The sequence below is a fragment of the Sedimenticola selenatireducens genome (assembly GCF_963675335.2).
Lineage (GTDB): Bacteria > Pseudomonadota > Gammaproteobacteria > Chromatiales > Chromatiaceae > Sedimenticola > Sedimenticola selenatireducens.
Window position 1 is genome coordinate 36,079 of sequence record NZ_CAXXYC010000004.1, and the last position, 15,540, is coordinate 51,618.

A 15,540-nucleotide genomic window follows, 5' to 3' on the forward strand; every position below is an offset into this window, starting at 1 on the left:
AACTGTTTATATGACACATATGAAAACACTAAAAGCTCTAAATATTCTCCCTAAATCCTGGCTATTCCGCATAGTAGCATTTCTTATCGTAGTGATTAGCGTAATATCCGGTGCTATATTTCTGAGCATTGATAGATTTGTGTCGCTGCAATTCAGCGAGATTGCGGCAGAACGATTAAATTATCAGGCAAGTGGGATTCAGCGATTGCTGGAAAGAGAAATAGCGAGGTTTGAGGAATTGGCCAAGCTCATTTCTACTGATTCAGATCTCCGACATAGCGCACTCTATAATCTTTATCTAGAAGGAAGTAAAGAACCACTCGAGGCTGATCTAAAACGTGTCAGTGAAACTTTCGGGATCGAATTAGTAACTGCCTGGGATCTTAACGGCAATCTTGCAGCAAGCAACAAACCACCAGCGCCAGAAGAACTACACGATTACATGAAGGCTGCCAGGGCATTAATCCGCGAAGCCCATACTAATATAATATGGATAAACGACGAAATTTGGTTGGTTACTGATAGCCCCTTAAAGAAAGAGGATGAAGTTATAGGGATAATTCAAATGGCACGAATACTCAGGCCAGCCGACAACCTCACCTTATTATTAGGCCCGGATGCACAGCTTGGTATAGTTTCCGATGCCGATAACACAGAAAAAACCAATATAATACAAATTCCCATACACTCATCACATGGCCAAGAAACATCCTTACAATTAGAAGTCCCCGACCCTGTCGCAATCGCTCTCGCAAAAACAAAACTGGTAGTGGGTGTTACTCTAATTGTTAGCAGCATCTTGCTATCCGGTATTGTTGTACTCTCTCTGAGACAGCAATTGCGACCGATCCAGGCACTCACGCTAGTTGCATCTAAAGCTGCGCCAGAATTAGAGAGGGGAGAAGTCAAGTATGTAAAAGTTGAAGGGCAGGCAGAGGTGGCTCAACTGGTTCGTGCTTTCAACAGCATGTTAGATGACATGATGAAATTACGAGTACTGGAAAAGGAAATCGAACAGAAAGACAGGTTATCTGCAATTGGCAAAGTAGCCACCAGTGTTGCACATGATATAAACAACCCGCTTACCGTCATAAAAAACACAGCCATACTATTGCGTGATGAGCATAAAGATATCCCCACGCTTGTTTCCGATGTCAACATGATTGTACATCATGCGACACGTTGTTCCAGAATTGTGGACAACCTATTGCGTTTTGGGCGTCCGCTTAATTTAAAAGTCGAACAATATGAACTAGGTCAATGCCTTGATAACTATCTAACAAACTACCACCACCGAAAAAGTAATCTTTGTTACCACTTTAATAACAACGGCGACCGGTTAATGATGAGTGGCGACCTTTACCAACTGGAACAAATGCTGGATAACCTGATCAACAACGCCTATCAGGCGAACAGCAATAACAAAATAGAGATTTCTTCCGGCAAGTTTGATGATAAATCAGTATTTATATCAATAACCGATGACGGGGTTGGATTTCCTGAGAATATTAACCAATCCGTGTTCACCCCCTTTGTATCGAGCAAAAGAGGAGGAACCGGCTTAGGATTATCCAACGCACAAGCAATCGCCAAAGCACACGGTGGTGATATTGTTATAACTGATGCGAAGAGAGGACAAATAACAGTCTATCTTCCATACCATTTCAAACCGGTACTATAATAAACTCTGCCTGCTATTTATCCGAGGTAGATATCCAATATTGAACGCTTCCTCCTTGTTTATTGGACGCAATTTCCTTTGGATGAGCTCTCGACCTCTGGGACTAAACAGAAAATCGAAGAATGGCCCCATTGCAACAGGATCCCAATACTTAAATATCAAATTAAAGGGCCCAGTTAACGGATAGTCATCCGCAATGGCGCCATTTGAATGCGCTCTTATACCATTGACCGCCAAGTCTTTTAAGATCCCCTGCTCAACAAAAGGGGCAGCGATTACCCAGCTATTTATCGCTATGGACGAGCGAAAGCGCCCTACCGTCCTTAGCATGTCTTGATCATTGTTTGCTGTAAGTACATTTTTTGTGGGATAGGAATCACCGTTGAGAAGCACTTGTCGTACCGGCTCCATAAAGTCCGGACAATGTCGATCGACAACCAAGGCAATTGGTATATCTTCCCCACCCACTTCACTCCAGCGCTTTATTTTGCCGCTGACTATTGCCCGTAATTCACCTATGTCCAATGAACTCACTGGATTTGATGGATGCGTTAATACAATTTTCAAGTCTTCTGCAACAGGAAGCCACCCGAGCCCCTCACCGGGTGAGCCTTTGACTGGACAACACAAACTACCTAAGTGAGTTTGATTGAAACGTACGGCCTGAATACCTTTAGAGCAATCTCCACCTAGCACCTTCAGTAGTCGCCCACTATCCTCCATATAAGGGGTAGCCAAATCATCCAGAAAACCATCTTTTAGCAATCTGGTCCCCGTAATGCTAAGTTCGCCACGCTTTAAACTGGTATGGAGAAACTGGAAAGAAGCATTGTCAGGACCACCACAATGTACAATCTTTTCGTCTCTCTTTTGTTCGCTATATATATTCAATATTTTTTGCGCTGCAAAGGCCCCACTAACTCCAAGACCGGACGCACCTAACAACGCGCATGAGTATCTGATTATCTCTCTTCGATTCATTTGCCGCGCTTCTCCCATTTCATCAGTTGCCGTGCGGTCAATCCCCCACACCTGTAACCGCCAACTTTCTTAGTAACGTTTTATAGTCTATTTTCAATATTCTTGCTGCAAGCGCTTTGTTACCTTCCGCATATTCAAGTACTTTACGGATATATAATCGCTCAATATTCGCTAGAGTAACAAACTCGCCAGTATATATATTAAAGGGGTTATCTTGTATTTCTTCCAAGTCTGTCGTCGTTGGTTCAAGTTGTTCTTTACTAATTTCGCAGTCATCAGCTGACATGAGAATTACTGCTTCTTCAACGAGATTTTCGAGCTCCCGAACGTTTCCAGGCCATTCTTTTTGTACGAGTAGATTTAATGCTGCTGCGGTAAAACATCTTATCGATCGCTTATGGGCTCTGGCATAGTATTGCAAAAATTCTTCCGCAAGAAGCGGTATATCTTCTGCTCTTTCTCTTAGCGGTGGAAGCTTAATACTGAGAACCTTAAGTCGGTGATAAAGATCCCGTCTAAACAGCCCTTTTTCGACGAGCTCGTCAAGATCCTCATTAGTGGCGCTGATTAACCGGAACTCCACATCATATTCCTGATTAGATCCTACCGGCCTTACTTTTCTTTCTTCTATAACCCGCAGTAACTTGGCCTGCAGCTGCATGGACATGGCATTCACCTCATCCAGGAAAAGGGTTCCACCATTGACGTCCAACAACAAGCCCCGCCGCTCCGTGGTTGCTCCTGTAAATGCGCCTATCTTATGGCCAAACAATTCAGAGTCAGCGAGTTCATCTGGTATTGCTGCCATGTTAATAGCCAATAATTTTCCATTGCCCGCATGAATCGCGCGAGTTACTAACTCCTTGCCGGTTCCACTTTCCCCGCAAATCAAGACATTTGCCTTGACATTACGAACTTTGAAAATCCATTCGCGCAGTTCGCGGATCTTTTGAGAACCACCTTTTATGGCCTTCATATATGAGTCATTAGTCAATATTTGCCGTTTCAATTCGGCATGACTGTATCGCTGTTGAAACTCCTTCTGGGTTTTTGCCAGAATTAACCGAACATTATCTGGATCGAATGGTTTTGGTAAAAAATCGAATGCGCCTAACTTGACTGCGTGCACGGCATTGTCAGTAGTCGAGTGAGCACTTACAACAACGATAGTAATTGCATTATCAAATTCGTGGATTCTGCGAATTATATCGAATCCATCAAAATCCGGCATAACAAGATCAATAAAAACAAGATCCGGAGGATCCATACGAAGTGCTTGTGATAAATCAAATGGCACAGGCTGGACAATTACATTGTATTCGCCACATGTCTTAACAACACGCGCCAAGACCTGTGCGACATCAGGTTCATCATCAATGATCCAAACAACAGGTTTCGATTCTCGTTCTTGTGGTAGCTCGGGGGTGGACATCAGCACATGGCTCATTGGGTTATTAGCGTTTTGATAATTCTAGAGTGTTGAAGAACAGACAAATACTTTGACCACGTCATTCAAAATCTGGAACTTGAGTATCATGGCAGCAGATTCAGGTGTCAATGCCTACTAATCTACCTGCCTTCCACAAGATAAGCCCATCACCCGATACTACGGGGTAAACTACGAATACAACTGGCGGCAGGTACTGTGTCCAGAGAGCGGCATGACGAGTGTCAACTGTATTGTGGTAAAACCAGTGTGAAAAATGCGGCCTCATGCCGAGGGGGTCGGCTAGGAGGATGAGGCCGCTAAACACGGAGGGCTTACTTGGTTGCGTATAAGAAGGTCATCACGTCAACGATATCGTTTTTTGTAAGAATCCTGTTTGGCCCAAAGACCGGCATGTGCGCATCGGGATTGACTACTCGCGGATCCCAGATGCGCTGAAATGTGTAGCTGTACGGGAGAGATCGCTCCGCATAATCGACCAGACTCGGCCCAACGGTTCCACTACCGGTTTCATGTCCAGGCAACTTATGACAGGCAATACAGTTTCCCCAACGAAGGTTAATGGCTATCTTTTCGCCACGGTCAGGATCGCCATTCAACTCTTCGTTAAACTCCACCTTTTCAATCGGGGGCGGCGGAAGCTGGCCGCACTCCAGTTCATAACTGTGGCAGGGATACTGATCCAGCAGTTCAGGGGGATAGGGTTGTCCCGGCACCCACTGGGGTTTTTCGTTTTCTGCAGCGGTAGCGACAAAGCCAATTCCCAGCAGCATAACAATGGCCACCCCCCGCATTAACAGGTTAATGGCTGATAATTGAAAACAACTTTTATTCGACATTGTTCAATCTCCGAAGTACTCGTCTTGCACAACCCCTTAAAGCGATTGCGCAGGATCATAATCTAGGCAATGGGATCAATAGCTTATACTGTTGTCTATTGATCGATATTGCGCTCAAGGTAGTCAGTGTTCATGTTGTACTCAGCTACTGGAATACTCATCGGATATCCATTTGAGGATGCACGAATGAACACCTCAATATCCGTCATGCTGGCACTGCCCTCTTTACCTTGATACATGCGGGACAGCTGTTGGCAACTGCGAATCTGGTGCTGCATGGTAAAGACATAAGAGTAATCGTCTCCCGCCAACTGATAGGGGAAATGATAAATCGGGTACTGGGCTGCATCTCCAAAGAAAGTGGTTGGCCTCTGACCCCGGAGATAATTACCCGCGGTCGGCGGCGTGTGACAACTGGAGCATGCGTAGTGAAACTGGCCGACGCGTTTGAAATAAAGATCCCGTCCCCTTTCATACGCTGCGGCCATCGGCTCCGAGGAAGTGTCCACATTGATGGTAGCGCCATCCGCGAGTGACGCAACATAGAAGGCAATCAGGGAATTGGGCCGGGTATCCGGACCCCAGTCATCACGCTGGAGCCGCTCTTTGGCACAAACCTCGATTTGTGAAGGACCAGTCAGGACACGATTTACGCGCTTATTATATTTTGGGAATGTTGCATAGACACCTTTCAGCTCCGCGCCATCCTCTCCATGACACGATGCGCATGATTTACCGCTCTCGTTTTCCTGATTGAAGTAGGCCAGACCCTCTTCAAGTACCATATCGCCTTCCATGCTTTTTTCCAGCCAGCGAAAATCTTTGAAATTCATTTCATGCGACATCAGACCATCGTCGACCGCTTTTTTCAGCGATTCCGGATCTTTCCAGTACTGGTAGGTATTTGAAAACTCCTTATCACCGGAAACATGGGGTGTCGCCTTTTCACGGCCGGGCATATATTCGTGCTTGGTAGTCATCTCGGCAGCCATACTCGATGTGACTTGCACTAACGAACAGACTAACAAGCATACTAAGATTCGATAACTCCTCATAACTCCTCCTAACATTTAATCGGTTCTATTTTTGACTTGGTGACCTTAAGCAACGATTTACAAAACAAACTCTGTTGAGTCCGTCTCTCCCTTATTGTCATGCCAACTTACCAACAAACGATCACCTTTTTTTGCTTCAGTAAGCGTGAACGAAAGATATGGATTTTTCGAAACACCTTGTCCCCAGTTGGCGTTAATTAAAGACTCTCCGTTTTTTGCGATATTGATTTTGTCGATAAAATGTGCCGGTATTTCCTTACCCGTTTTTGGGTCAAGTCTCTGAATCGTCATTGGGTGTTTAATCAGCAATCGTATGACTGCTAATCCATCTTGGATATTTGTGCGAACTTTTATTGTATTGCTCACGATCTATTCCTCTTGATTCGATTAACTCTTGCTTGTCACCACACACGTCGACCGGATGCTAGCCACCGCAACCACCGACCGTAACTTTTACCTCTTTTTTTGCGGTAAACAGTTTTCCATCGGCATATACGACAGCCCAAACATCCTGAGTTTTTCCCAGTTTTATACGGGTTGCTATGTGGCCCGCCATTTTATTGCTCATCTCAAAACTGGCAGCTAACGGGTACGGATTTTTTTCAGCAATGATCGTGATCGATTGAATGTTCGGTAATTTGGTCCTAACCGTGACCGGCACGACAGTGCCATTTTCGGCAATGTCGGGAGCCACTATCGTGACAGCGTCGCTGGGTATGGTGCTTGTTGTTTCAAAAAGCTCATTGAGCACTTCGTCCATAGAGTGATAACCAAAGGCATTGGAAAATGACTTGCCAAGCGAGATTTTCGGTACTATGAGTCCGCATGCCATCATGGCGCTTATTGCCGTACCACTGGCAGAAGCCTTAAGAAGGCTTCGTCGTACTTTATTAATCATGATTCAACTCCTGATGTTGTAATCAACTAATGTGACTAATGTTTATTTTCCACACCATCTTTCAGGCGTGAACCGCCTTGATGCAGATTACATACCAACTATTAAAAGGCACCTAATCGATTGATAATCTTCATGAAAAAAAATTTTGTATCGATAAGAAATTAAATATGTAGGGCAATTTGCCCGTACCATACCGGCATTTACAGGAGATATTCCCTAGCTTTTAGGAACGCCAACATGCAGCACGCGAGCATTTTTTAAATTCACGGAATAAGAGTTGATCTTCCATCGCTGATTAAGAATCAGAGGATAGGCCAGAAAAACCTTAACCCCATGCCTGCACCTCACTCGAGGCGATGAAGAAGGACAAGCTGAAGATGCGTAAGGAGAAGCCCGTTGTTGGCACCAGCGTAAATACCGATCAGGGGCCGGAGGGGATCATCTGATTTATCGAACATGAGGAGATATTAAGCAGCCAACTAGAGGGGATCAGTTAACTTCTCTTCACCGTGGTTATCGATAGTGACCGTCCAGAAAATCGGGTGCAACCGCGATTGAATAATTTGCCGTTATCAATTGCCGTTCAAGCGGCTGGCGCAAGCCGGACCGGCCGGCCCATCCGATAACAGGAAAGGCCGTATCTGTCGCCGTACTATTCCGACAGTGGCGATCACAGGCGGGGAACCACATCGTCCTAAGGTTCGATCTCCTGCAGCGCGGTACGGATGTAGAGTTCCCTTAGGCGCCGGGTGACGGGACCGGGCCGGCCGTCGCCCACCGGTTGGCCGTCGATACTCACCACCGGCATCACGAAGGTGGTGGCGGAGGTGATAAAGGCCTCGGCCGCATCCGTCGCCTCCTGAACGGTGAAGGCTCGCTCCTCGATTTTCAGGTCGCTGGTCCGGGCCAGCTCCAGCACCGCCTTGCGGGTAATTCCGGCGAGGATCTCGTTGCCCAGTTGGCGGGTCACCAGGGTGCCGTTACGGGTCACAATATAGGCGTTGTTGGAACTCCCTTCGGTCACCTGGCCGTATTCCACCAGCCAGGCGTCATCGGCACCCGCCCGCTTGGCGATCATCTTCGCCATGCTCGGCGCCAGCAGTCCGACGGTCTTGATGTCGCGCCGCTTCCAGCGGATATCTCTGGTGGTGATCACACTGATGCCACGCTCCGCCTGCGGACTCTGCAGCAGATTTTTCACCTGGGTGAACATCACCAGGGAGGGCCTGACCCCCTCGGGGTAAGCGAAATCCCGGTCAGCGGCACCCCGGGTCACCTGCAGGTAGACCAACCCCTCCTGCACGCCGTTGCGCTCGATCAGGCTATTCTGGATGGCCTCGATCCCGGCATCGCTCGCCGGGGCATCCATCTCCAGCTCCGACAGTGAACGGTGCAGACGAGCCAGGTGGCCGGCATTGTCCACCAGCCGGCCCTGCAGTACCGATGTAACCTCGTAGACTCCATCGGCAAACAGGAAACCACGATCAAACACCGATATTTTGGCCTCCTCTTCCGGCAGGTACTCTCCATTGACATAGACGATTCGGCTCATTGCTTCTCCTCAACTCGAAATAAAAATGCGCGATCAACGGACATGCCCAATCACCGGTAAAAAAATAGTAGCCGCGAATGAACGCAAATGAACGCGAATAAAGTCATGAAGCCAGGTTTTCCATTCAACCGCAAAGACCACAAAGTTCGCAAAGAGATAGGATGACTTTCCATCACCTCCAACCCCAGGTCTATAGACGGTACACCTCTTTCCCACTCACCCTTTACCATTCCTGTGTTCCAGCCCGGCAGCAAAGTATCGGATAGAGTACAAATCGCTGTTTTTCTTTGCGTCCTTGGCGGTTGGAACAGTATTCCAACATAGCCGGGTGGATTGAGTAGTAATCAAGTAACCTGATTCGTATCCATTCGCTGCTGTTCTACCCTGTCAGCCCCACAGCGCTGGCTCGGGCGAATGGCTCATACCCCGGTCGAAACGGAGCCCGTTCGGACGGTCCCGCTCCAGCAACAGCGGTCCATCCAGGTCCACCACCGCCACCCCCTGGGCCACCAGCAGAGCCGGCGCCATGGCCAGGGAGGTGGCAAGCATGCAACCGACCATGATCCGCAACCCCACCGCCTCGGCGGCCTGGCGCAGCGCCAGCGCCTCGGTCAGACCCCCGCTCTTGTCCAGTTTGATGTTGACCATGTCGTAGCGGCCCACCAGCGTCGCCAGCGACGCCCGGTCGTGGCAGGATTCGTCGGCACAGACCGGGACGGGACGGGCCATCTGGGCCAGCACCCCGTCTGCGCCCGCCGGCAGGGGTTGTTCTATCATCTCCACGCCAAGGCGCTGCAACTCCGGGACAAAAGCCTGGTAGAGATCCGCTGTCCAGCCCTCATTGGCATCCACGATCAGGCGCGCATCGGGTGCGCCGGAACGGACCGCCGCGACCCGCTCCAGGTCACCCTCGCCGGACAGCTTCAGTTTCAGCAACGGCCGCCGGGCATTCGCCAACGCCGCCTGCTGCATCTTCTCCGGGCTATCCAGCGAAAGCGTGTAGGCCGTCACCTGGGGAGCCATCTCCGCTATACCGGCCAGTATCCAGGCACGCCGGCCGGCCTGCTTCGCCTCCAGGTCCCAGAATGCGCAATCCAGGGCATTGCGCGCGGCGCCGGGAGGCAGGACCTTTTGCAGCTCCACCCGGCCCAGGCCATTTGTCAGGTCACCCTGCAATCCCCCGATCTGCTCCATCACACTATCGCAGCTCTCGCCGTAGCGGGCGTAGGGGACGCACTCGCCCCGCCCCCGGTGCTCACCCGAACGCAACTCCACCGTCACCACCTCGGCCCGTATTTTGCTGCCACGGGAGATCCTGAAGCTGCCGCGTATCGGCCAGGTCTCCCGCTTGACGTCGAGGCTTACCACCGCGCCAACTCGTCCACGATCCGCTCCACCCCCTGGCTCATCGGATCTACCGTGATCAGGCCATAGCGGGCCTCGGTCTCCTCCAGGTAGGCCTTCGCTTGTTCCGGTGACAATTTGGAACTGTTCACCGCGATAGCCACGAAACGGACATCCGGATTGGTCAGGCGGGCAGTTCTCAGGTTCGCCTCCATGCACTCGCCCAGTTCCGGCAGCGGAAAGTCGGGCAGGCCGCGCATGTGGGTACGGGTCGGCTCGTGGCAAAGTACCAGGGCGTCCGGCTGGGCGCCGTGAATCAGGCCGGTGGTGACACCGGCATAGGAGGCGTGGAACAGGGAACCCTGTCCCTCGATAATATCCCAGTGATCGGGATCGTTTTCCGGTGCCAGGGTCTCCACCGCACCGGAGATGAAGTCCGCCACCACCGCATCCACCGGCACACCGGCGCCGGCCACCAGGATTCCGGTCTGACCCGTGGCGCGGAAATCGGCATTCATGCCGCGCTGGCGCATCGCCCTCTCGATCGCCAGGGCGGTGTACATCTTGCCACAGGAGCAGTCGGTGCCCACCGGCAGCAGCCGCTTGCCACTGCGCCGCACCCCGGTCGCTACCGGAAACTGCACCCTGGGATGGCGCACATCGAACAGGGTGCGTCCCAACCGGGCCGCCTTCTCCGCCAGGGCCGGGATTTCGGTCAGCCGGTTGTGCAGGCCGGCCGCGATATCCATACCCAGATCCAGGGCATCCAGCATCACCTCGACCCAGGCATCAGAGATCACACCGCCCCGGTTGGCGACGCCGATCACCAGGGTCCTGGCGCCGGCCCGGGCAGCCGCCTCCAGGGAGAGGTCGGCAAGGCCGAGATCAGCCTGGCAGCCCGCCATCCGGTACTGCCCGATCGCCTGCTCCGGCCGCCAGTCACAAATACCCTGGGCCACCTTGGCCGCCAGTGCATCCGGCGCATCGCCCAGGAACAGCAGATAAGGGGTCTGAATATGCATGATTAAAGTCTCACCCGGTGCTGACAGCCGGAACCGCTCGTTCCAAACCTCTGCCCATCCTGTCCACAGACCCGGCCGAGCCGGGCCCGCCCGATTGCGTATGCCACACTCTGCGTTATAGCCTACTTTTGCCGTTCCGTACTGGCGCGGCACGCAAGCCAAGGATCACTGGCATTATTCTCCAGATGAATTGCAAGTTGTAACGAAATCACCTGCTCTTTATCAGCCGCAGTAAGACACCGCTGATAAGCGCTATCGTGTATGCTACCGGACCGGGGAGCCTCATTGGTTACGCTCGATATCCCCGGAGAAAATACCGGTATCGTCAAGCTACGCTGACGACCTGCCTTTCGACCATCGACACCCGGGTATCCATGAGCCACGCTTTGCCGCCCCATCGTTTTTTGATTCCCAACCTGCTCAGCCAGATGGCCTTCGGGCTGATTGCGATGACCCTCAGCATCCCCTCGATGCAGGAGTGGGGTGCCATCTTCGGTGAAGATCAGCCCACGGTGCAGATGACACTCAGCGCTTACCTGCTGCTGTACGGCACCGCACAGCTGATCTACGGCCCCCTGTCCGACCGCTATGGGCGCAAGCGCCTGCTGATGCTGGGACTGATTCTGGCTGGCGTCGGCTCCGCACTCGCCGCACTGGCGCCCAGCCTGCCGCTGCTGATCGCCGCTCGGGCGCTGCAGGGCGCAGGCTGCGCAGCCGGCATGGTGCTGGGCCGCGCCATGGTGCAGGACTTCTTCGACGGCCCTGAGCGCACCCGCGTAATGGCTTACACCGGCATGGCAATGGGGCTCTGCCCGCCCCTGGGCACCATCATCGGCGGCCAGATCCATGTGAGTGTCGGCTGGCAGGGCAACTTCGTGCTCTCCGCCCTCCTGGCGCTGGTCATGCTGCTGGCGGCCTGGCGCGGCCTGCCGGTGCACAGAAAGCAACCGATCCGGGTCGACAGCCACTGGCTGAGCGAGATGCTCGCCGCCTACAGGCAACTTCTCAGGGCCCCGATTTTCCTTGGCTACATTGGCGTGATCGGCATGAGCACCGCGGTGTTCTACGTCTTCCTGGGTGGCGCTCCGATCGTGCTCGGCAGCTACGGCGTCGGTCCGGACGGGATCGGCTGGTACATCGCGGCTATCCCCCTCGCCTATATCTTCGGCAACTACGCCACCAGCCACCTGATCCACCGGCTCGGTGAACCGCTCACCATGACCATCGGGCAGGGTCTGGCGCTGGCCAGTATCGGGCTGTTGTTGTGGTTGAGCTTCATCGGCATACATACCCCGCTTGCCTTCACCCTGCCCCTGATGCTGCTGGGCATAGGCCACGGGTTTATCATGCCGCCCAGCCTGGCAGGCACGGTCAGTGTGCTTCCCGCGCTGGCCGGCGCCGCTGCCGCGGTGGCGGGCCTGCTGCAGCAGTTGATGGGGGCTATTGGCGGACTGGTGGTGGGACTGGTGCCTCACGAAGGGACAACCAACCTGGGCTGGATGCTGCTCGGCTTTACCCTGCTGGCAATTATCATGCAGCTGCTTCTGCGCCACGCGCAGGTCGCCGGTGCAGTGCACCCCGGGGAGACCAGTTGAGTCTGCGAACACAACCACTGGCTGCCGGACAACTTCTAGGGGTGACGCCGCTATTACCCCTCGATTGAAAAACCCCATGAATTTTGAACGGATATCTGCCGGCCCATTCGTGCGAAACTCCCGGTATGAAACTCAGCAACAGCTATGCCGAACTGCCGGAACATTTCTACGCCCGGATCCGGACCCACCCGGTCCCCAGCCCCCGCCTGCTCGCCTGGAACGGGAGCCTGGCCGCGCACCTCGGGCTGGAGGAGCTGGGCGGGGACAAGGAGCGCCTGGCGGCGATCTTCAGCGGCAGTGAGCCCCTGCCCGGCGGCAGGACCATCGCCATGGCCTATGCCGGGCATCAGTTCGGAAACTTCGTGCCGCGACTGGGCGACGGGCGCGCCGCCTTGCTGGCCGAGGTAATCAGCCCCAGGGATGGCCGTCGCTATGACATCCAGCTCAAGGGTTCCGGGCTAACACCGTTCTCGCGCAACGGCGACGGCAAGTCGCCGCTGGGGCCGGTGATCCGGGAGTACCTGCTGAGCGAGGCGATGCACCGACTGGGGGTTCCGACCACCCGTTCCCTGGCCGCGGTGGCAACCGGCGAGCCGGTGTTTCGTGACTGGTTGGAACCGGGCGGGGTCCTGACCCGGGTGGCCAGCAGCCATATACGGGTCGGCACGTTCGAGTACTTCGCCTCACGGCGTGACGGCGAGGCGCTGCAAACACTGGTCGATTACGCCATCCAGCGCCACTATCCGGATTGCGCGACAGACGAAAATCACGTCAACACCTTCTTCTCCGCAGTGGTCGCCGCCCAGGCGAGGCTGGTCGCGCACTGGATGGCGATCGGGTTCATCCATGGGGTTATGAATACCGACAACTGCGCCATCTCCGGCGAGACCCTGGACTACGGACCCTGCGCCTTCCTCGACACGTTCCATATCGACAAGGTATTCAGCTCCATTGACCATCAGGGTCGCTATGCTTACGGCCGGCAGGCGCACATGGCGCAGTGGAACCTGGCCCGGCTGGCCGAGTGCCTGATGATGATTGAGGGGGAGCGGGAAGACTACGAGGTCCGCCTGAATGAATTCCAGGCCACCTTCGAGGCTCACTACTTCGAGCTGATGGGCCGGAAACTGGGCCTCTCGCAGCCGGACCCAGAGGACCGGGAACTGGTGACCGCCTGGCTGCAGCTGCTGCAGGACAGACGGCTGGACTACACCCGGAGCTTCCGGCAACTGGCGTTGAGGCTGGAGGCCGACGACGCCCTCCTGTTCGACGATTTCGAGACCCGCTGGCTGCAGCAGATCGACCGACAGCCCGGTGGCCGGGAAACGGCAGCCGGTCTGATGACCACCGCCAACCCCCTTTTCATACCGCGCAATCACCAGGTGGAGCGGGCCATCCATGCCGCCTATGAGGACGATCTGAGCCTGTTCGATGAGCTGCACCAGGTGCTGTCGGCGCCGTTCGATGCACATCCGGGGCTGGAGCACTATGCCGAACCACCCGCCGAAAACGAGCAGGTTCTGGCGACCTTTTGCGGGACCTGAACAAGGGCATACTCTCCACGGCGGGGGGCGCTGTTTCCACCAGCACGGCTGAACACCGCAGCCGGTTTGACCTGCAGGAGACCCATCCCGGTTAGTAGGTCAGGTTAGCCGAAGGCGTAACCCGACAGGGGCGATGGGCACGCCACGCTTTGCCCATCCTACTTGGCCGTAAGAGGCCCGCCCCGGGCCGAATGCACTACTCCCTGAAGCGGGGGCTTATTGTAGGAGCGGATTTATCCGCGACATTCGCGGGTGAAGCCGCTCCTACAGGTATGGTTGACCGCCGACGTGAACTTACCTCCCCTGGCCGATCGGGCTGTATCGGGATCAGACCCTGGCCAGGGCCCGGTCGATATCCCCGAGCAGGTCGTCCAGATCCTCCAGCCCCGCCGACAACCGCACCAGCCCCTCGCTGATCAGGTGGGCGGCCCGCTCCTCCGGCGTATAGACCGAGTGGGTCATGCTGGCCGGATGCTGGGCCAGGCTCTCTGCATCACCCAGGCTGACCGCGCGGGTAACCAGTTGCAGCGCGTCCATGAATCGGCAACCGGCCTCCAACCCCCCTTTCAAGTCAAAAGCCACCATGCCGCCCGGCGCGCTCATCTGGCGCTCGGCCAGCTCACGCTGCGGGAACGACACCAGTCCCGGGAAGTGGCAAACCTCCACCTTGGGGTGATCCGCGAGGAACTCAGCGATCCCTTGCGCATTCTGGCAATGCCGGTCCATACGCAGGGCCAGGGTCTTCAGTCCACGCAGGATGAGGAAGGCGTCCTGGGACGAGAGCACCGCTCCGGTCATGTCCTTGAGGCCGTAGAAGCGCACCTCGTCCAGCGACTCCTTGGGACCGACAATGGCGCCGGCGATCAGGTCGCCGTGTCCGCCCAGGTACTTGGTGGCGGAGTGCACCACGTAGTCCGCGCCCAGCTCCAGCGGGCGCTGCAGGTAAGGGGTGCAGTAGGTGTTGTCCACCACCACTTTCGCATCATGGGATCGGGCAATGGCCGCCACGGCGGCAATATCCACCAGCCGCATGTTGGGATTGGCCGGGGACTCGAAGAAGACCAGCCGGGTCTTCCCGCTGATCGCCCGGGACAGATTGTCCGGTTCGGTCAGATCCACGTGGGTGATCTTGACCCCGAAACGGGCCAGTCCGTGATTGAAATAGGCGTAGGTGCAACCGTATAGCGTCTTGTCCGCGATCACCTCGTCACCCGGCTTGAGCAGGGTCCAAAGCAACGAGGCCGTGGCCCCCATACCCGAGCCCGTCACCAGCGCCGCCTCCCCGCCTTCCAGATCGGCGATGCGCTGCTCCAGCAGCGCCGTGGTCGGATTGCCGACCCGGGAGTAGACATACCCGGCCTGTTCACCAGCGAAGCGTGCGCTACCGTCGGCCACGGTTGGAAAGGTATAGGTCGAGCTCATGTAGACCGGCGGATTCAGGGCGCCATCACCCGCGTAGGCATCGTAACCGTGGTGAATCGCCCGGGTGGAGAAGCCCGGCTTGTCATCTGTTGATCTGCTCATAGATCTGCATCACTCCTCAGGTGGCCGCATCGCGGATCGGATCGATGGCGAAGAATCA

At 54.6% G+C, this 15,540-nt stretch carries 13 protein-coding genes; 3 read left to right on the plus strand and 10 right to left on the minus strand.

The window, feature by feature from the left end; all coding sequences use genetic code 11:
- Positions 1 to 10 precede the first annotated feature (10 nt).
- Entirely contained in the window at positions 11 to 1,681 is a 1,671-nt protein-coding gene (locus ACHZBF_RS11420; protein ID WP_321528498.1) for a sensor histidine kinase, read from the plus strand.
- On the opposite strand, the gene ACHZBF_RS11425 is transcribed toward ACHZBF_RS11420, so the two are convergent.
- From ACHZBF_RS11425 to dgcN, 9 genes are all read right to left on the minus strand, one after another.
- Positions 1,676 to 2,662: a substrate-binding domain-containing protein gene (locus ACHZBF_RS11425; RefSeq protein WP_321528499.1), complete on the minus strand. Its 987-nt coding sequence runs from the start codon at positions 2,660 to 2,662 to the stop codon at positions 1,676 to 1,678. The two genes, ACHZBF_RS11420 and ACHZBF_RS11425, sit on opposite strands and share 6 nt — an antisense overlap.
- A gap of 37 nt (positions 2,663 to 2,699) precedes the next feature.
- Positions 2,700 to 4,094 carry a sigma-54-dependent transcriptional regulator gene (locus tag ACHZBF_RS11430; RefSeq protein WP_321528500.1) on the minus strand — a complete coding sequence of 465 codons (1,395 nt, stop codon included), beginning with the start codon at positions 4,092 to 4,094 and terminating at the stop codon, positions 2,700 to 2,702.
- 329 nt (positions 4,095 to 4,423) lie between these two features.
- Positions 4,424 to 4,948: a sulfur oxidation c-type cytochrome SoxX gene (soxX, locus tag ACHZBF_RS11435; RefSeq protein WP_084609900.1), complete on the minus strand. Its 525-nt coding sequence runs from the start codon at positions 4,946 to 4,948 to the stop codon at positions 4,424 to 4,426.
- Between the two features lie 95 nt (positions 4,949 to 5,043).
- Complete coding sequence (soxA, locus tag ACHZBF_RS11440) at positions 5,044 to 5,928, minus strand: sulfur oxidation c-type cytochrome SoxA (protein ID WP_321528501.1); 885 nt, start codon at positions 5,926 to 5,928, stop codon at positions 5,044 to 5,046.
- Between the two features lie 132 nt (positions 5,929 to 6,060).
- On the minus strand, positions 6,061 to 6,369 hold the full coding sequence (gene soxZ, locus ACHZBF_RS11445; protein WP_029132902.1) for a thiosulfate oxidation carrier complex protein SoxZ: 309 nt from the start codon (positions 6,367 to 6,369) through the stop codon (positions 6,061 to 6,063).
- A gap of 58 nt (positions 6,370 to 6,427) precedes the next feature.
- A complete protein-coding gene (gene soxY / locus ACHZBF_RS11450; protein WP_037374858.1) occupies positions 6,428 to 6,901 on the minus strand; it encodes a thiosulfate oxidation carrier protein SoxY in 474 nt (157 codons plus the stop codon).
- Between the two features lie 694 nt (positions 6,902 to 7,595).
- Positions 7,596 to 8,453, minus strand: coding sequence for a D-amino-acid transaminase (locus ACHZBF_RS11455; protein WP_029134539.1), 858 nt, complete (start codon positions 8,451 to 8,453; stop codon positions 7,596 to 7,598).
- Between the two features lie 387 nt (positions 8,454 to 8,840).
- Positions 8,841 to 9,821 carry an N-acetyl-D-Glu racemase DgcA gene (gene dgcA, locus ACHZBF_RS11460; protein WP_321528502.1) on the minus strand — a complete coding sequence of 327 codons (981 nt, stop codon included), beginning with the start codon at positions 9,819 to 9,821 and terminating at the stop codon, positions 8,841 to 8,843.
- Positions 9,815 to 10,819 carry an N-acetyltransferase DgcN gene (dgcN, locus tag ACHZBF_RS11465; protein WP_321528503.1) on the minus strand — a complete coding sequence of 335 codons (1,005 nt, stop codon included), beginning with the start codon at positions 10,817 to 10,819 and terminating at the stop codon, positions 9,815 to 9,817. The genes dgcA and dgcN overlap by 7 nt, the downstream gene beginning before the upstream one ends.
- Before the next feature lie 374 nt (positions 10,820 to 11,193).
- On the opposite strand from dgcN, the gene ACHZBF_RS11470 reads away from it, so the two are divergent.
- Together ACHZBF_RS11470 and ACHZBF_RS11475 are read left to right on the plus strand one after the other, a co-directional pair.
- Entirely contained in the window at positions 11,194 to 12,414 is a 1,221-nt protein-coding gene (locus ACHZBF_RS11470; RefSeq protein ID WP_321528504.1) for a multidrug effflux MFS transporter, read from the plus strand.
- A 125-nt stretch (positions 12,415 to 12,539) separates the two neighbouring features.
- Positions 12,540 to 13,958, plus strand: coding sequence for a protein adenylyltransferase SelO (locus tag ACHZBF_RS11475; RefSeq protein ID WP_273440615.1), 1,419 nt, complete (start codon positions 12,540 to 12,542; stop codon positions 13,956 to 13,958).
- 327 nt (positions 13,959 to 14,285) lie between these two features.
- Here the strand turns inward: ACHZBF_RS11475 and ACHZBF_RS11480 are convergent, their stop codons facing one another.
- Positions 14,286 to 15,482 carry a methionine gamma-lyase gene (locus ACHZBF_RS11480; protein ID WP_029134534.1) on the minus strand — a complete coding sequence of 399 codons (1,197 nt, stop codon included), beginning with the start codon at positions 15,480 to 15,482 and terminating at the stop codon, positions 14,286 to 14,288.
- Positions 15,483 to 15,540: the final 58 nt, after the last annotated feature.